Consider the following 17657-nt stretch of genomic DNA (forward strand, 5'->3'; position numbering starts at 1 on the left):
AAATGGCAAACGGGTCGAGGAACGCTAAACGGCGTCCCCGTAGATCAGTAGACATCGCGAATTTTCATAACCGAGTAGATAGTTCGAAAGATAATCTTAATATCGAGAGTCAGACTCCAATTTTCGATGTACCAGAGATCCTGCTCTACGCGCTTGGCCATAAGGTCTGTGGTGGCCGTCTCGCCGCGATAGCCGGTGACTTGCGCCCATCCCGTAATGCCTGGCGGCATCCGGTAGCGAAGCGCATAGTTATCGAGCAAATTGCCGTAGGTCTTGTCATGCGCAACGGCATGCGGACGAGGTCCGACGATTGACATTTCGCCGCGAAGAACATTGATCAGCTGAGGCAGCTCGTCGATGCTCGTCGATCTGAGCCAGCTACCAATTCGGGTAATGCGTGCATCGCCGCGCGATGCCTGCCGGATAACGTTGCCGTCATCTGCAGTGGTCATCGAGCGGAACTTGAGGATCCGAAATACACGGCCATTAAAGCCAGTGCGCCTTTGTGCGAAGAACACGGGTCCCGGGCTATCCAGGCGGATTAGTACCGCGATCATCAGCATCATCGGCCACAGAGCGAGTAGACCAGCCCCGGCGAAAGCAATATCAATCAGGCGCTTTATGGTCTGTTCGAACGTGGAGCACGGTCGGCGCTGCAGCTCGACAGCAACGCCGGCTCCGATATCGACCAATGGCCGTTGCAGAAGGAAATATAGCTCGCTATGCGGGATGAATTTCACGGAAACCGGGATGCGACGCAGTTGATGCATCAGGTTTGTAAGCTGCGTCGAATTCATGGCGCCAGCACAAATGACGATCTCGTTGAGTTTTCCGTCGCGGTTAAGATCGAGGAGGTCGTCGCGGGCGATCGCGCTGTCCCGGCCCAAGGTGCCCGCAAGATCATTGGCGGGATAAGATCGAACAATCTCATACCCATGCTGTGACAGAGAGTGAATGATGTCATTGGTTGTCGACAGTGGCGCGTGCGGGTCGGAATCCTGGATTAGGGCGATCCGCTTGCGCTTGAGGCCGCCGTAGCGAAGCGCATTCGTTAGAAGACGTCCTGCGGCATATCTTACGATCCCGAGCGCTACGGCACCGGTGACGAAGTAAAGAACGAGAGCGCCTCGCGAGAATTGATCACCGATCTTCAGCAAGAACGCCGCCAAAGAGCCGAAGAGAAAGACGCCTACCCAGTTTGTCAGTATCTTGGTCAGTGTGGTTCCGTTTCGCAGCAGTGATGACGGGCGATATATCCCTCGTGCATGTGCTGAGGCGAGATACAAAGCACCGAGTACGAAGCTCGCGCCGAGCGGAGCGCGTAATTCGCTGAAAACTGGGAGCTGGGCGTGCGAATAGAAGTATGCGTATGTCAGTACGGAGATACAGCCGGTCAGGACAATGGCGCAGGCGTCGCTTATTGCCAGCGCGTAGCCCCACGCTTCATACGATAACGGAATTCGATGGCTGGGCTTGAACAGAAGCTGTGGCCCGTGGAACTCTGATACCGATGCCATAGTTGCTACCGACGCGTTGCATTGAAAAAGATAGAAAGTCGAACCGGCATGGAAGCCCCGCATGGGGACCGTCGCTTTGTATCGTTCTGCAGTCGAGGTCGTTGAGCGTAATTCTTGATAGTCAGAAATTGTTAGTTCAGAAGAAAATATCCTGGCCCTATTCAGGGTTGCGAAGGCGCTTAACGTCAAGATTAAAAGTTTAGCGGTGTTTGCTTTCAAAATCGTAGGTTCGCCGTCGTGACATGACCTGTAGCGAAGAACTTGTGGATGCTCTGCGAGATTTCGCGCCAGTGGCCGCCGAAGATGTGGACGTTACGATTGCTCTGAAGGCAGCGCCCAGAGTTCCGTCATTAATCATCGCAGCGGCAGGATATGAAGTATTGCGCAGTCTTTCGTGCGGCGGTTTGCTTGCTCTCGCGTCGATATTAGTTGGCATAGCGTATGCTTGTTTTTGAGCGACTGCTTTGAGTCGGAGTACTCGATTATGTGGTTGCGGCATAAGCAGGACGATCGCCAGTCCCTTGTTGTTATGCTCACGTGTCAGTTCGTGGAGATCATGGGCGGCGCGGAAAAGCAGTGCTTGAGCCTGTCTCGGGCGCTGGAAGGTCGTGGAGAGAATGTCATCGTCTTGTCGAGCCGCGTACCTGGTGTCGCTCTCGATGATGCTGCTATCGGTATCCGAGTGATCCGATTCTGGTGTCCGTCGCCGCCGCAGCTCGCCGGTCGCCATTTGTTGTCGTCATTGCTTTGGGCGGTTCAGGCGCTGTTCTGGCTATCCTGGCATCGCCAGCACATCAAAGTCGTTCACGCGCACCAGCTCCGGATCAATGCCTATGTTGCCGCGGTCGCAAGCAAGTTCCTGAAGCTGCCATCGGTCCTGAAGTTGGGCGTTGGCGGAGAAGAGAACGATCTCGTGGTGATCGGACGGAGGAAGTATCTGTTCGGGAAGGCCGGTGTCGATTTTGTGGTTAGGCATGCGAGTCGGTTCATTGCGATCAGCAAGCAGATCGAAGACGATCTGAAGGCGCATGGCGTATCTCCATTTGCAATCGCGTCGATCCCGAACGGTGTCGATCTCACTCGTTTCGCAGCGCGTATTGAGGAGACACAGGAAGCGCGGGCCGCAAGTGTCAAAGACGCGGCGGTGTTCAGCTTCGTGGGGCGGTTGTCTACCGAGAAGAATGTGTTGTCGATGATTGCGGGCCTCCAGTCCGTACCGGCGCCGAAGGGGACATCGGTGATGCTGGCCGGTGAGGGACCTTTACGGGGAGCAATCGAAGCCAGATTGAAAAGTGCGCGAAATCCGCTAGATGTACGGCTGCTCGGTGCCATTACGGACGTTAGCGGACTTCTTCACCGCTCGCATTTTCTGCTGCTGCTCTCAAGCTCTGAAGGCCTCTCTAACGCGCTGCTGGAGGCGCTCGCGGCTGGTGTGGTGCCAATCATTACGGATATGAGCGGCGCGCGCGACGTGATTCCGTTCGAGAATTATCCGCTGTTTTCGGTGAGCGGTAGCGAAGTCGATATCGCGGTCGCCGTTCGCAGGGCCTATGCACTCGATCCCGCGGTCTGGTTGGAGTGGTCGCGGCGGCTGTCCCAGCACGCGGAGAGAACGTTCGATCTTGAGTCAGTCGCGATGCGCTACGTTGAACTCTATCGTGCCCTGTCCGAGCCAGGCGCTTCTGTCGGACTAAGGACCACTCGCGAGACATCTCAGGTCAATCAAGCCTAGTGATCTTTCAACCCTCAGAAAAGGGGATGTGACCGTGTTGGCTAACCTCACCGAGATCGCCCATTTGCTCAGGCGTCCTGAATGTCTGGAGACGCCGTTATTCTTGAAGGAAGCTATTGGCACCAGCGGCGGCGAAGCGGTCCAAACGGAAGACGCCGTCCGCCGCATTCATGGGCAACCGATACTAATTGATTTCAACACCAGCGTGGCGCGACCGGAGGACTTCAGCGAGGGATTTCGCCCGCTTCTGGATAGGAAGCGACACTCTTTTTTCAGACGGTTCGCGAAAAGTCTCTATGTGTCTACGGCGACAAGCGCACGGAACTACAAGCGGGTAGCGGCGGAGATCAAGGCGCGTGTCGCCAAGCCGGTTGTGCTGGTGATTGGTGGCGGAACCAGGGGAGAGGGGGCGGACGCGCTTTATAGTGATGCCGAATTACGCGTCGTCTCGTTCGACATCTATCCGAGCGATAATACGCTCTTCGTCGCCGACGCTCACTCGATCCCATTGATGTCGGGCTGTGTCGATCTGGTTTGCATTCAGGCCGTGCTGGAGCATGTCGTGGACCCTGTCCGAGTGGTCTCCGAGATCGTTCGCGTACTGAAGCCCGGCGGGTTCGTCTATGCGGAAACACCATTCCTGCAGCATGTTCACGAGGGTGCCTATGATTTCTGGCGTTTTAGCGAAAGCGGGCATCGGCTGCTCTTCCGCGAGTTCGAGGCAATCGATCGTGGCACTCTCGGTGGGCCTGGTCTTTCGCTCTACTGGGCCGTTCGTCAGTTCTGGAGGGCGGTCACGCGATCAAAGACGCTAGGCAATTTGTTGGCAGCTCCGGGACTGGCCTTCGTCATGCTGGATCGATTTATCCCCGAGCAGCGGCGGATTGACGGTGCAAATGGCTCATTCTTTTTCGGCGTTAAATTTTCGGGGAATGTCCGGCCGCGACTGCATCCAGCGGATATCTATCTGGGCTAGCGAGGTGGCGTCGTGAACCGTAACACAGTTGATACTGGAGGGACGTTTCTCTGATGGACGCGCGTGGGGAATCCTCCGGCGGCAGCCTCACACGAAGGCTCGGTACCGGCGTTGGCTGGCTGATGATCGGGCGCCTCGGGTTGGCACTCTCCGGGCTTGCGTCGTCAGTGGCACTGGCACGACTGATGTCACCGCGTGAATTCGGCATGATGGCTGCGATCACGGTCGTTCTGTTTCTCGGCAATGCTCTGACCGAGGGCGGCTTTGTCTCTCCCATCATTCAAAGGACAAAGGTCGATGCTGATCTCAGAAATGCAGTTTTCAGTCTGTCTGCAATATTTGGCCTCGTGCTCGGAGCTTTGGCAGCCGCTGCATCGCCGTGGGTGGCCGGATTTTTCAGGATTGAAGGACTCGAATGGCCGCTGTTAGCTGCGGTCGTCATCATTCCAATCAAAGCGATGGCGGCGCCTGCCATCGGGTTGCTGATGCGCGATCATCGCTATCGGGAGGTCACGGTTGCCGCGCTGTTATCGAGCATATTCGCCTACTCCATCGTAGCCATCTTGCTTGCCGCTCTGGGATTCGGGATTTGGGCTTTGGTGATCCCGAGCATTCTCGCCGCGTTGACCGAGCTGGTCCTGGTTGGTCGTGCAGCCGGTCCGCCTCGAAAATTCGTATGGCGGATCACAGATCGGAATTTCATCAGCGACTGGCGCGCCTCCGTCTCCAGTGGGCTTTTGAACTGGGGTGCGCTTTCGAGTCCGAATGTCATCGTCGGGCGACTGTTCGGCGCGGATGGACTGGGGCTTTACTCACGTGCCGGCAGTCTATTCTCCATGGCAACGCAACTATTCTCCACGACGGTTGAGCGGGTCATGTTCTCGGGTTTGTCGGGAGTTCAGGACGATGGCGAGCGTGTAACGTTGCTCTTTCGGCGCATGCTGTCCGTGTTGCTGCCTATCTACGTCACTATAGGCGTCGGGCTCGCCATCCATGCCGAGCCGATCATTCGTATCCTGTTCGGTTCTCAATGGTTGCCCACGATCCCCGTGACCAGTGTGTTGTTCCTGGCATTTTCAGGCCGCGCCAGCTACAAAATCTCGGAGTCACTAGCGCTCAGCAAAGGACGTTTCAACGGCGTTGCCTTTCGTCAATTGCTCTATCTTGTCCTTGTGAGCGTTGGCTTGCTGGTAGGATCTCCGCACGGCCTGGTCGGAGTCGCGAGCGGCTTCACTGCTGCAATCTGGATATTCTACGTGGTGAGTGTTCTCCAGGCTCGGCGTCTTGTTAATCTCAGCTGGGCAAGCATCGCCTTCGTGCACGTGCGCGCCGTTGGGATCGCTGGCGTTGGCGCATTCGCCGACATCGCGGTGATCTGGTCCTTCTCACGGTTTGGCTGGCTTCTGTCGCATGGTGCGGGGGCAGTGGCGCTAATCATCGTTCTTGCGGTGACGATGTCGCTGTTGCCGGATCGGATCATCGGCGAGGATCTGGTTTGGGCCCGGCGCAGAATATTCTCACTGATCAAGATCCGGACGGGCAGGCCGGTGGTTGGCCTGCCCGTTGTGTCGGTCGACTGAGGCTGACTGACAGCCCAGGCGCCTACATGTTGCCATCTAGCTGACGGCGCGAAGCAAAGACTTGGGTCGCGAAGGCTTGTGACCGACGCTGTTGTAAATGAAGCCGTGGCGTTCGATCTCGGCCGCTCGGTAGACATTCCGGAGGTCGACCAGAATAGGCAGATGCATCAGCTCGCGAAGCCGTGGGAAGTCCAGTGCACGATAAGCATCCCACTCCGTCACTAAAACCAGGGCGGACGCATTGTCAGCGCAAGTGTAGGCATCCGGATAGAACGTCACTCCGCTAATAACCCCCTGGGCCTGCGCCATTCCCACTGGATCTGTAACATTGACCGTCGCGCCGGCGTCGAGCAACGCCTGAACGATCGCGATGGATGGAGCATCGCGCATGTCGTCGGTATTGGGTTTGAAGGTCAGCCCCAGCAATCCGATCGTCTTGCCTTTAACGGAGCCGCCACAGGCGGCAATGACCTTACGAGCCATGGCGCGCTTTCGCTGGTCGTTTACGGCAGCGGCCGTTTCCACGATACGTAACGCTCCACCATAGTCTTGCGCCGTCTTGACAAGGGCCGCCGTATCTTTCGGAAAGCATGACCCACCATAGCCTGGGCCGGCGTGCAGGAATTTCTGACCGATCCGGTTGTCCAGCCCCATACCGCGCGCGACATCCTGGACATTGGCATCGGCTAGCTCGCAAAGGTCTGCGATCTCGTTGATGAACGTGATCTTGACGGCCAGGAAGGCGTTAGATGCGTATTTGATAAGCTCGGAAGTTCGCCGCTCCGTGAAGAAGATTGGCGACTGGTTGAGGAACAGTGGGCGATAGACTTCGCTCATTACATCCCGTGCACGCTCTTCCTCGGTGCCGATGACAATACGATCCGGCCGCTTGAAGTCGCCGATCGCAGCGCCTTCACGCAAGAATTCCGGATTTGAAACAACCGAGAACTGCAGATCAGGTCGCGCCGACCTGATGATGCTCTCGACTTCATCACCGGTTCCAACCGGTACCGTCGACTTGAGAACGATGATTGCATAGCCATCGACGGTTCCCGCTATATCGCGCGCTGCCTGGTAGACATAACTCAGATCCGCATGGCCGTCGCCCCGTCGTGATGGCGTGCCGACGGCGATGAAGATGACGGATGCGCCTTTGACAGCAGCCTTGAGATTTGTGGTGAATCGCAATCGATCGGCGGAAATATTCCGGGTGACGAGGTCGTCCAGTCCGGGTTCAAAGATCGGAATGGTACCAATCTTGAGGTTCTCGACCTTGGTGGAGTCCGTATCCACGCAAGTCACAGAGTGACCAAAGTCTGCAAAACAGGCTGCCGAAACCAGTCCGACATAGCCAGCACCTACTACCGTAATATCCATCGTTCAAACCTCTTTTACTCGAGAAAACGAAAGTCCGGCAATTGCACATATTTGAAGCGACGCGCGAACGGCACCTCATAGCCTGATATGCAGAATCCCTGCCAATTCGCGGGACCGGTGGACGGTATGACTCAGCTTGAGGAGTTCACGTGCAACGCGAAAGCCGATGAAGCCGGCTGTGCCCGTGACAAGAAAACGCATTGTTGGCTTCCTTTCGGGATATGCGGGGATGGCCAACGTCAACCTCCCGATAGCATTGTCCTTACGATTCCATCGGCCGCCCGGAGCGCCAGCTGTATGATTGTGAAAGTCGGATTGGCGCTGCCAGAAGTTGGGAATGCCGATGCGCTGGCGATCCAGATGTTCGGGACCGCATGGCATCGCAGATCCGGATTGACGACAGAATCTGCCGGTATAGTGCCCATGCGTGTCGTGCCGGACGGGTGAGAAGTGTCAATAGAGTCGGAGAGGGACAGGGTTCCCTCGATCACGTTCGGATTCCAGATTACCGGACAAAGCCGCTCGATCCCCGCACGAACCCAGAAATCGCGGAGGCACTGAATCGTCCGCAGGAAGGTGCGGAGATCGGTCTCGCCTGGCGCCCATTGCAGCTTGGGTAGCGGAACGTCGAAGCTGTCGCGCTGCTGCGAGAGTGCAATTTGGTTGTCGTAGACGGGGACTTGCTCGATCCTGACATCGAGGCGTAGTTCGGCCGCCGATGGTAGAAATTTTTTCTGCGTCAGCGCGCGCCAGAGACGAAGGCTCCTCAGCAAATCGACGTTTGTCGAAAGATAAAGAAACTTTCGTAGCGAATGCTGTATCTCGTGCCGCTGGAAATCGCGAACGAGGGCTCTCAGCATGTCCAGTGGCGTTCCGTCGGATATATGAAGGCGCACTTCGGCATAGGCGCTGGCGACGGCATTGATATCCTGCGCCTGGTCACTGAGCTGGAAGTAGAGCTTTCGGCGAGTACTCCCCCAGTAGTCGTAACCGAACAGGCGGGTTACGCGACTATCGTCTCCAGGCTGCAGGCGCCCGACTTCGAGCCGGATATGATCCTGGAAATAATGGCCTAGTGCACGGCAGTTTTCGAATGCGCGATATTGTGTCTGCAAATTTAGCAATAGCAGCAGGCGCGTCGTTTCTATCGTGCCAGCTGAGATCAGGAACTGATCGGCCCTGACCTGAAGCTTGCGGCCTCTGAGCGAACGTGCCTCGACCGAGGTCAGTCGACCCGTCGCTTCGTCGACTTGCAGGCGGCAAGCGGTTGCTCCGAGATAGAGCTGGAGACCGGAACTGCGTGCGATCTCCCGCCTCAGCCGCTGGCCGATATTTCGGCGCCGGAAGTTTGGCCATTTTGGCAGGCGGATCTGGATATCCGGATCGCGCCGCGGAATGACAGTATCGGGGTCCAAGCTGTCAAGAACGTCGCCCTCGAAAGCGCTGTTGTCCAGACCGAATAAGCGCTCGATCTCAGTCGTATAGATATCGAGTTCGTGGATCGGAAACGGCCAGCCATCCAGCGACAGATGCGGCCGTGGACCCGTGTCGTGCGGTGTCAGTGGAAGAAGGCGGCCACCCCACCAGCGCGATGTGCCGCCAAGGCCGCGCATCCGTCCCGTCATGGCGCCGGCATATGACGTCGTCGATGTGTCCGCGCGGTTCAACTCGTTGATGTCAGACTCGACCGTCTGATAACCGCTTTCAAGAAGGATTACGGAATAGCCCAGCCTGGCCATGCGCAGCGATGCAACCAAACCGGCAAAGCCGGCTCCGATGACACATATCTGTGCAAACTTCGTCTCGTCGATCTCTGCGTCGCGGAGGTCTCGAATAGACATTCGCTCGTCCACGCTCAGTCGCATCGCGCAAGCGCGATACAATGGATTTAAAAGGATGCGAAAATAGCCCCAAGAATGTAGTGCAAGAAGAATGCCGCAAAGCTCTCGCGGGAGTCATGTGGCGTTATCGGCAGAAACTCTGTCTCAGCTAATATTGTTTTCGATCGAAGTCCTAAAATTACCCCACGTCGAGACGACGAAGTCACAGCGCTGACATCTGACTTCCTGATCCTCTCTGAGGACCTTCGGGATCCGAATGGATGGGCTTCCGCATGCTGCGCAGTGAAACTCGCGCCAGCCTGACGAGCGAGACTCGTCTTCCCAGCTACGGTCCGGCATACGCACCTCTCAAGCTCGAGATGAACTACTCATGCAATAGTGAGGCCAGCTCTGGCATGTCGATTGCTTGACGCAGGATGTAGTGCGTCATGGGCTTCATGCCCGGGGCCGGCGACCGATTTCGACGGAGCAAAGGACCTATGACCTATTCCGCAACTCATCCGACGCCGGAAGTCATTGATGAGCAGAAGCCGCATGCTGGAAGGTTAGAATCGGCGTCGGCTGATGCGTTCAAAGGTATCTGCATCTTCCTTATCATCTTCGGACATAACAAAAGCCTGGAATATGCGAGCCCGGAGTTCCGGGCTTTTCTGTATTTGTTTCACGTCGCGATGTTCTTGTACTTGCCGTTCCTGAGGCCGTGGCAGACGTGGGGGCGGGCAAAACCACTCGACCTGATCATCCGCTACGGCTGGCCATGTGTGGTGTTCACACTCGTCTACTCACTTATCTTTGTAAAATTCTCCGGTCGCTCATTGACTGAAGTACCCATGCTGGTCGCTGAAGCCGTGCTTGCCATGAGCGCGCGTGGCTTCGATCACGCGACAGGCCTTCAGCTGCTCTGGTTTTTGCCAGCGCTGATCGGTATCCGTTTCGCGATGATGCTCGTGGCACCGCTCGCAGGCGCGCAATTATGGCCTGTTCTGGCCGTCGCGGCTTTCGCCCACAGTCTGGTAGGTCTGTTGCCGGAGAGTCTGAAATACGTCACGCCATTCGGGTGGCCGATTGCGGCGTTGCTGCTGTTTCCGGGAATGGTAATTGCGCTCCTCGACCTTGGGCGACGCCGAATACCAGTGTGGATGCTCATCGGCCTTGGCGCGATTGCATTGACGCTCATGCTCGCGACGGGGCTGATCAATCGTGGTCATCCGCTCAATGTCGGAATGATCTTTGTGCCCTCAGTCGCAACGCCGTTGAAATTGATTGCGCTCGACCTCATCCAGATATGGGCCTTTGTCACTCTCATGGCCGTTAGCCGGTTATTGCCGGTGCAAAGGTTGTTCGGCGGGCTTGGCAGGATGTCCTTCGATCTCTTTGTCCTTCACCAGCCGATCTATATCGGGATCCGCGCGATATCGCCGGCGGTGCTGGTCACCAATTGGGGGCCTTGGGCGACAGGCGCTGCGACGCTCGCTTTGACGATTGTGATCGCCGTGGGTGTTGCTGTTGTCATTCGCAGCGTGCCGCCAGTGCACAGGCTCCTGTTTCCGGCCGGCGTGGGCTCCTTCGGTCGCTTGTGGAATCCGCGCCTGCAGCAGTGAGAACCCTGGCCTGGCCGAGCCGGCGAACGGGCGAGTTGAAAGTAAACGGGGCAGAGTGAGGCAATTATGCAGGCCGAGACGAGTTCTTCGAATGACGCAAGCGCCGTCAAAGAGATGGCTCGCGCTGCAGCTTTTTATATCAAGCCGGGAGGCTCATTCGTCCTGCTTGGCATTGCCTTTGTCCTGACGCTTGCGATGCTGGGCCGTAACGGCATTTTCGGCGTTGTCGAAACATTCTCGGACGAGCATGACCACTTCAAGCGGTCAATGATGTTTGCCAGCATTGTCCGCGGAAATGCAAATCTCGAGACCATCGGCACATTCTATGCGGGGGGAATCTGGCCGCCGCTCTATCCGATGCTGATGGGCAGTATTCAGGCACTAACGAATTGCGGCGTGGGGTTTCTTCGGGGAACTAGTGTATTGCTGACCTATGGTGGCTTTGGGTTTTTGATCGCCGCGATAGCGCGGCCATGGGGCCGCTATATCGGCATCGTCGTTGTCGCCCTGTTCGTTATCGGAACACATTATTACTTTCAAATTCGTCCTGAAAGCCTGGTGCTCCTGTTGCTCGGCGCCGCGATATTTCTGATCGTGAAGTATCGCCTGTTCTCCGTTGGTACGCAGGGACAGCCTAGCCGGTATGTGCTTTGCGGGGCATTGTTCGCGATGGCTTGTCTGACACACGCTTTCGTTGCGGTGCTGGCCATTTATCTTGTGATACTCGCTCTGCTCAGGATCCGGTATCGGTTTCATTTTGTGGTGGCATTTGCCCTGATCGCCGGGCCCTACGTTGCTGCGCAGGCGATGATACATAACGGCGTGGTGCTATTCGCGACCACGGCCGAGGAAAATCTTGCACGGAACAATAATGTGTTCCTTCGGAATCATGAGCGACCGCAGGCGGATGAACTGCTCTTCGCGGAAATGGAGCGGCGGTATAAAGCGGGTGACAAGGTGACATACCCGCGCCCCATGTTGTTGCCCCAGGGAAGATACGAGCAGTGGCTCCATGACGAAAACAAGCGCCGCATATTCAAGGAAATGGCCATGGAGGAGGTCCGCGCCGATCCGGCGGGCGTAGCGATCCGGGCGATGCAGCGCGCCACAGGCCTGATTGGCGAAGAGGGCTGTGTCCCGGGCCAGCGTTATGGCTGTAATGTCGGCCCAAAACTCGACCTGATGGCATTCTACGGCCTCGAGCTAATGGCACTCATCGGTTTGATCTATGTGGCACGAAGTGAACGAATTCGAGTTTCATCATTCTCATTTGCAATCGCATGCGTCGCGTTGCTCGCTCCCATGATTGTCACCCAGGCGGTGGAGCGCCAGTTCGTTATTGTGCTGGTATTGGCATCGTTCGGTGGATTGGCTCGCCTCAAATCGCCGCGAACATAGGCACCACGCGCGACGCGGGCGCGGTCCGCAGTGCGAATGGTGCGCTATAGGACATCGCGCGCTTCCGAAGAAAAAGCTGCGGAAGGCTAATTTTACAGGAAAAGTAAGTCTCGGTTCCATCCGAACAAACTCGGAAGTGTAGTTTCTGTAGATGTCGTAAATGAAGGCGTTTCCTGCATATAATATGTACTTGCCGAAAATTGTACGCGTTCGATAGCCTACCCGAAGTGGAATTTTCCTTTAGGAGGATCCATTGCGTTTCGCAGCTTTAGATGGCTGGCGTGGTATAGCAGCCATCGGGGTTGCAGTTTTCCATCTCAGTGTTCTCGGTCATTTTTTTGATATTCCCTTTGTCCGAAAAGCGGATGTATTCGTCGATTTCTTCTTTGTCCTGAGCGGTTTTGTTCTTACTCACGCTTATGGCAGCCGCCTTTCGAACAAGGATGAGTTTTTTCGCTTCGCTATTCGTCGCTTCGGCCGGCTGTGGCCGCTGCACATTGTCACTACGCTTGTTCTGCTCGCAAGCGAGGTCCTGAAGTACGCGACGATGAAGTTTGCTGGCCTCGGTGCGGGCGCGCCTGCATTTGCCGGGCGAACGAGCATGGAGGCGCTCATCTATAATGTATTCTTGCTGCATGGTCTTGGTTTCTTCCCGGACTTCACCTGGAACCTGCCGAGTTGGAGTATCAGCACTGAATTCTACGTCTATGCAGCATTCGCAAGTATTTGCGTGGTGTTCGGACGGCCATCGGTGGTGATTGCGGGGGTAGCGGCTGCGCTGGCTGCCGTCGTCTTCTACATGTTGATCGGTCAACGTACCGGGCCGCCGCCGCTCTATACTGCTGTTCCGCGATGTATGTGTGAATTCTTCGTTGGCGTTTTCGTTTACCGGCTCTTCCGCATGACGCCGCCGTTGGGGGTACGTGTAGCGTCGTGGTTCGAGATCCCAATCGTTATCGTGATGGTCGTTCTGCTTTCGGTGTCATCCCGCAGCCAGCTGGCGCTCGTGAGCCCAATCCTTTTTGGAGCGGTTGTGTTTGTCTTCGCGGGCGGGGGCGGGATCGTATCGAACGGGCTCATGTGGCGGCCGCTTCAGAGCATGGGAGAGATTTCGTACTCGATTTATTTGGTTCATTTTGTTGTTCTGACCATTTTCAATGCGCTGACACGGGCGCTGGAGCAAAAACTGCATATGCCGCTGCGTGCGCAATTCGTTCATGACGGAGCCCCGTTCGATGTTCTCACGGTCGGTGGTCCCTGGTTTCTGGATCTCGTTGCGATTGGCTATCTCGTCATCGTGATCTTCGTGTCGCGTCATACGTACAATCTAATTGAGGTCCCGGCGCGGGATTTCTTCAACAATGTGGCCGCAAACATGTTTCCGGTCGCACCTGCGGGTAGTGCGAAGAAGCCGATTCCGTGTGGCCTGCGGGATGCGCTCTGAAGTCCGAGGCGGCGACAGGTGGGGCCTCGATGGGCTGGCGCAACGCAAGGCGGAGATGCAGACGAGTTGATGTGAGACGACCTGTAATACTGTGAGGCGAGCTGGAGTAAGGCGTATGGGCTTAGCAGAAGCGTCGTTATCCGGTATGTCAGTTCCGCTTATTGTCGATGTCGACGGAACGCTCCTGAAGACAGATTTGCTCGTTGAGACATTTCTTGCGTTGCTTTCGCGCAAGCCATGGAGAGCGCTGCTGGCACTGGCGGAGTTGCGGGAGGGTAAGGCTGCCTTCAAGGCACGGCTGGCGAGCGAAGCCGAGATCGATATCTCGCTGATGCCCGTGCGGGAAGAGGTCATCACCTTCCTTCACGGCGAGAAGGTTCGAGGGCGGAAGATCTATCTCGCGTCTGCGGCAGATGCGCAGCTCGTATCCGCACTGTCCGATCACCTTGGCCTGTTCGACGGTGTGCTTGGATCCGACGGCAAGATCAACCTGTCTGGTGCGGCCAAGGCGGATGCCTTGTGCGAGCGATTTGGCAGGGCGCAGTTTGACTATGTTGGCGACAGCCGGGCGGACCTTAAGGTCTGGAGCACCTGTAACGTTGCAATCGTCGCGGGTGGTCGTGGCGCCTGGCGCTCCGGGATTTCAGGCGGCCAGCCCGGCGTGGTGGAGATTGTTGGGTCTCAGCCGGGCCTTCGCGATTACATCTCGGCGCTGCGCCCGCATCAATGGCTGAAGAACGCGCTCGTGTTTGTTCCCGCTATCGCTGGACACGTCCTGATGACGACCTGGTTCGGGTCGATCCTCGCCTTCATCAGTTTTTGCCTGTGCGCGTCCGCTGTCTATATTCTCAACGATCTGCTCGATCTGCGAGCCGACCGGCAGCACCCGCGCAAGCGCCATCGTCCGTTCGCATCAGGGCGCGTTCCCATCATCCATGGAGCGGTGATGGCGCCTAGCCTGTTGCTCGCGGCGTTTTCCCTCACATTGTTCCTGCCGAAGGTCTTTGCGATCGTCTTGGCCGGCTACCTGGTTTTGACAACACTATATTCCTTTTGGCTTAAGCGCAAAGTTCTGGTGGACGTCATCGCACTCGCTTGCCTGTATGCAGCGAGGGTGATCGGCGGATCGGTAGCGACGGGCGTACTAATTTCTCAGTGGCTGGAAGCGTTCTCCATCTTCCTGTTCCTCAGCCTCGCGCTGGTGAAGCGTTCCGGAGAACTTGTTGATCGAGTAAACAGCGGACGTGGTGATCCGAGCGGACGAGGGTATCGGCTCGACGATTTGCCGGTGATCGAGTCCATGGCCGCTGCCAGCGGCTATTTGTCGGCGCTGGTGATGGCGCTCTACCTGAATAGCGAGGCTGTCGTAAATCTCTATAACAAGCCGCATCGCCTACTGCTGATCTGTGTGGCGTTGCTGTTCTGGACGAGTCGGATGTTGCTCAAGGCTCATCGCGGACAGATGGACGATGATCCCATCGTGTTCGCTGCGCGGGACCGGGTCAGTCTGGGCGTCGGAGCGGTATGCCTCGGTGTCGTGTATATCAGCCTATGAAGTCATCAACTCATAGCCTGATCGCGACTTATGTCGTCTTTTGCGTGATAGCAATGGCGACTAACCTCGGGACGCAGAACGCGTTGAGCTGGCTGCTAATAAAGCAGGGAGTTGCAGACCAGTTTCGACTGCTTGTCGTGCTCACCGGCGGTACACTGGCGGGACTTCTGATTAAGTACGTGCTGGACAAGCGCTATATCTTCGAGGACCGGAGTCGCGACCTTAACTCTCATGCGCGCAAGTTCTCAAAGTATACGGCGATGGGACTGGTGACGACGGCCATCTTCTGGATATTCGAATCCGTAGCGTTCTTCATCGTGCCGACGACAACGGGATTGATGGTCGGCGGCGTGATCGGGCTCACTATCGGCTATGTCTTCAAGTACCACCTCGATCGGCGATTTGTCTTTGAGGCGACGGTATGATGCTTTCAGGATGGGGACGATATCCTGTGCTGCCATGCACAGCCCGGAAGGCGCGCGGCGAAGCCGATGTTATCAAGTTGATGGCTTCAACAACAAGCCTGATCGCCCGCGGAGCGGGCCGCGCTTATGGCGACGCAGCACTGAATTCGCAGATGACGCTGCTGATGGAGGGCAGCGACCGCATTCTTTTTTTCGACAACGAGACGGGGCGTCTGACATGCGAGGCGGGAGTGCTTCTCGCCGACATCCTGAACGTCTTCGTACCGCAGGGCTGGTTTCCGCCCGTTACGCCGGGCACGCAATACGTGACCGTGGGAGGCATGATCGCCTCGGACGTCCATGGAAAGAATCATCATGGTGCGGGAAGTTTTGGCGAATATGTTGAGTCCCTTGAACTCGCGGTCAGCGATGGACGAACGTTGCGCTGTGCGGGTGATGAGAATGTCGACCTGTTCAATGCCACGATCGGCGGCATGGGACTGACCGGCGTCATCCTGCGCGCGACCTTCCGCATGCTGCGCATCGAGACGGACCTGATCGTTCAGGAAACGATCCGTGCAAACAACCTGAGAGAAGCTTTTGACGTGCTGGAGAAATCGCTTTCTGCAACGTATTCGGTCGCATGGATCGATAGCCTGGCAAAGGGCGACAAGCTCGGCCGCTCGGTTGTATTCACGGGAGAGCATCTGGCGGCAGCGGAATTGCCGAAGGATCGGGCATCTGTGCCATTTTCCGCCAAGCTTCCGAACGGGCGAAAAGTGCCATTCGACCTTCCCGGAATGACTCTGAACAGATTTAGCGTATCGGCCTTCAATGCACTCTATGTCGGATCGCGCAAATTCGGGCGCTCGTTGATCAATTTCCAGCCTTACTTCTACCCTCTCGATAGTATCGCGGAATGGAACCGGATCTACGGGCGCGCGGGCTTCGTTCAGTATCAGGTTGCATTTCCGCGCGAGAGCAGTTTCGCAGGAATAAGCGCGATCCTTCAGACTGCCTCTGACTACGGACTGGGGTCATTTCTCTCCGTATTGAAGCTCTGTGGGAGACAGCGGAATAGTCCACTCTCGTTTCCACGGGAGGGCTACACGCTGACTCTCGATTATCCCATTAGAGCAAGAACTTTCAGCATGCTCCTCGAACTTGATCGCATCGTCGATGATCACGGGGGGCGGATCTATCTGGCGAAGGATGCCAGGATGGGAGCCCGCATGCTGGAGCGTGGATATCCGCGGATCGCTGAATTTGCCGCTGTACGGCAACGGTTCGATCCAGATCGCAAAATGCGTTCCTTACTCTCTGACCGACTGGGCATCTAATGATGATCGCTTCGCCTGTTTTGATCGTGGGTGCCGCGTCCGATATCGGACGCGCGATTGCGGCGGAGTATGCCAAGGCTGGCGCTTCACTCATTCTCGCCGCGCGAAATGTCAGCAGGCTGGAGCCCGACGTGAAGGATCTGTTCTATCGATATAAGGCGGACGCGCAGCTAATGGAGCTTGATATTCTTGACGAGGGGCAGCGCGAAGCACTGCTTGGAAAACTAACGGAGGTTCCCGGTACCGTCATTTCCGTTGCCGGTGTTCTCGGCGACGAAGTGGCCGCATGGAGCAGTGCCGCTGCTGCTAACCACATCATGCAAGTAAATTATGTTGCTCCGTCCCTATTGCTCGGGGCCTTGGCCAATCTCATGGCGGAGCGGCCAGGCGCGTGCATCATTGGAATTAGCTCGGTCGCGGGAGACCGGGGACGCAAGAAGAATTATACATATGGTTCCGCCAAGGCAGGTTTCACTGCGTTTTTATCCGGTCTGCGTAATCGCTTCGGATCGAGCGGACTTCACGTGCTTACGGTCAAACCTGGATTTGTCGCCACCCGAATGACCGAGGGAATGGCACTTCCACCGCTTCTGACGGCGAGTCCGCAGCAGGTTGCCAGTTCCATCATCAGTGCACACCGCAAGAAGAAGGACGTACTCTATGTGCTGGGTGTCTGGCGAGGGATCATGTTCATTATCCGAGCGATCCCGGAACGTATGTTTAAATCCATGGATATCTAAGAAGGATCGAGGGTGGAGATGTCTGAGTGAGATCGTGGCCGATATCTGGCACCGTCCTTGCTTAGTATTTGGTTCGGCTCAGAAGATTTCGAGTCCAACTACCTTTCTATGCTTTCTACGACGCGCAGTATTGTGAAGTAGTGTCAGAGTAA

At 56.6% G+C, this 17657-nt stretch carries 13 protein-coding genes; 10 read left to right on the plus strand and 3 right to left on the minus strand.

Translation table 11 applies throughout. The annotated features are described in order from the left end of the window. Positions 1-44 precede the first annotated feature (44 nt). A complete protein-coding gene (locus tag AB7828_RS24190; protein ID WP_441231380.1) occupies positions 45-1517 on the minus strand; it encodes an undecaprenyl-phosphate glucose phosphotransferase in 1473 nt (490 codons plus the stop codon). A gap of 484 nt (positions 1518-2001) precedes the next feature. Between AB7828_RS24190 and AB7828_RS24195 the strand changes: the two genes are divergently transcribed. The 3 genes from AB7828_RS24195 to AB7828_RS24205 are packed head-to-tail and all read left to right on the plus strand — an operon-like array spanning position 2002 to position 5805. Further along, positions 2002-3249: a glycosyltransferase family 4 protein gene (locus AB7828_RS24195; RefSeq protein WP_441231381.1), complete on the plus strand. Its 1248-nt coding sequence runs from the start codon at positions 2002-2004 to the stop codon at positions 3247-3249. Positions 3250-3277: 28 nt separating this feature from the next. Then, positions 3278-4225, plus strand: a complete 948-nt coding sequence (locus AB7828_RS24200) for a class I SAM-dependent methyltransferase (protein ID WP_441231382.1) — start codon at positions 3278-3280, stop codon at positions 4223-4225. A gap of 53 nt (positions 4226-4278) precedes the next feature. Further along, positions 4279-5805, plus strand: a complete 1527-nt coding sequence (locus AB7828_RS24205; protein WP_441231383.1) for an oligosaccharide flippase family protein — start codon at positions 4279-4281, stop codon at positions 5803-5805. A gap of 36 nt (positions 5806-5841) precedes the next feature. Here the strand turns inward: AB7828_RS24205 and AB7828_RS24210 are convergent, their stop codons facing one another. Together AB7828_RS24210 and AB7828_RS24215 are read right to left on the minus strand one after the other, a co-directional pair. Continuing rightward, a complete protein-coding gene (locus AB7828_RS24210; RefSeq protein WP_441231384.1) occupies positions 5842-7182 on the minus strand; it encodes a UDP-glucose dehydrogenase family protein in 1341 nt (446 codons plus the stop codon). A gap of 239 nt (positions 7183-7421) precedes the next feature. Then, a complete protein-coding gene (locus AB7828_RS24215) occupies positions 7422-9023 on the minus strand; it encodes a GMC oxidoreductase (RefSeq protein ID WP_441231385.1) in 1602 nt (533 codons plus the stop codon). A 479-nt stretch (positions 9024-9502) separates the two neighbouring features. On the opposite strand from AB7828_RS24215, the gene AB7828_RS24220 reads away from it, so the two are divergent. From AB7828_RS24220 to AB7828_RS24250, 7 genes are all read left to right on the plus strand, one after another. Further along, a complete protein-coding gene (locus tag AB7828_RS24220) occupies positions 9503-10624 on the plus strand; it encodes an acyltransferase family protein (protein WP_441231386.1) in 1122 nt (373 codons plus the stop codon). Between the two features lie 66 nt (positions 10625-10690). After that, entirely contained in the window at positions 10691-12022 is a 1332-nt protein-coding gene (locus tag AB7828_RS24225; protein ID WP_441231387.1) for a hypothetical protein, read from the plus strand. 253 nt (positions 12023-12275) lie between these two features. Then, on the plus strand, positions 12276-13466 hold the full coding sequence (locus AB7828_RS24230; protein ID WP_441231388.1) for an acyltransferase family protein: 1191 nt from the start codon (positions 12276-12278) through the stop codon (positions 13464-13466). Positions 13467-13581: 115 nt separating this feature from the next. After that, positions 13582-15021: a UbiA family prenyltransferase gene (locus tag AB7828_RS24235; RefSeq protein ID WP_441231389.1), complete on the plus strand. Its 1440-nt coding sequence runs from the start codon at positions 13582-13584 to the stop codon at positions 15019-15021. Further along, positions 15018-15446 (plus strand): GtrA family protein, encoded by a 429-nt coding sequence (locus tag AB7828_RS24240; protein WP_441231390.1) that lies wholly within the window; start codon positions 15018-15020, stop codon positions 15444-15446. The genes AB7828_RS24235 and AB7828_RS24240 overlap by 4 nt, the downstream gene beginning before the upstream one ends. Beyond that, positions 15443-16765 (plus strand): FAD-binding protein, encoded by a 1323-nt coding sequence (locus AB7828_RS24245; protein ID WP_441231391.1) that lies wholly within the window; start codon positions 15443-15445, stop codon positions 16763-16765. The genes AB7828_RS24240 and AB7828_RS24245 overlap by 4 nt, the downstream gene beginning before the upstream one ends. Next, complete coding sequence (locus AB7828_RS24250; RefSeq protein WP_441231392.1) at positions 16765-17505, plus strand: SDR family oxidoreductase; 741 nt, start codon at positions 16765-16767, stop codon at positions 17503-17505. Before AB7828_RS24245 ends, AB7828_RS24250 begins: the two co-directional genes overlap by 1 nt. The last annotated feature ends 152 nt before the right edge of the window (positions 17506-17657 follow it).

The sequence above is a fragment of the Tardiphaga sp. 215_C5_N2_1 genome, from assembly GCF_052076055.1.
In the GTDB taxonomy this organism is placed as follows: domain Bacteria; phylum Pseudomonadota; class Alphaproteobacteria; order Rhizobiales; family Xanthobacteraceae; genus Tardiphaga; species Tardiphaga robiniae.

Excerpts from the sequence above, each read along its gene's own strand:
- AB7828_RS24240 (WP_441231390.1), top strand. The coding sequence starts at position 15,018 with ATGAAGTCATCAACTCATAGCCTGATCGCGACTTATGTCGTCTTTTGC.
- AB7828_RS24220 (WP_441231386.1), top strand. The coding sequence starts at position 9,503 with ATGACCTATTCCGCAACTCATCCGACGCCGGAAGTCATTGATGAGCAG.
- AB7828_RS24210 (WP_441231384.1), bottom strand. The coding sequence starts at position 7,182 with ATGGATATTACGGTAGTAGGTGCTGGCTATGTCGGACTGGTTTCGGCA.
- AB7828_RS24190 (WP_441231380.1), bottom strand. The coding sequence starts at position 1,517 with ATGGCATCGGTATCAGAGTTCCACGGGCCACAGCTTCTGTTCAAGCCC.
- AB7828_RS24215 (WP_441231385.1), bottom strand. The coding sequence starts at position 9,023 with ATGTCTATTCGAGACCTCCGCGACGCAGAGATCGACGAGACGAAGTTT.
- AB7828_RS24195 (WP_441231381.1), top strand. The coding sequence starts at position 2,002 with ATGTGGTTGCGGCATAAGCAGGACGATCGCCAGTCCCTTGTTGTTATG.
- AB7828_RS24235 (WP_441231389.1), top strand. The coding sequence starts at position 13,582 with ATGGGCTTAGCAGAAGCGTCGTTATCCGGTATGTCAGTTCCGCTTATT.
- AB7828_RS24225 (WP_441231387.1), top strand. The coding sequence starts at position 10,691 with ATGCAGGCCGAGACGAGTTCTTCGAATGACGCAAGCGCCGTCAAAGAG.
- AB7828_RS24245 (WP_441231391.1), top strand. The coding sequence starts at position 15,443 with ATGATGCTTTCAGGATGGGGACGATATCCTGTGCTGCCATGCACAGCC.
- AB7828_RS24205 (WP_441231383.1), top strand. The coding sequence starts at position 4,279 with ATGGACGCGCGTGGGGAATCCTCCGGCGGCAGCCTCACACGAAGGCTC.
- AB7828_RS24250 (WP_441231392.1), top strand. The coding sequence starts at position 16,765 with ATGATGATCGCTTCGCCTGTTTTGATCGTGGGTGCCGCGTCCGATATC.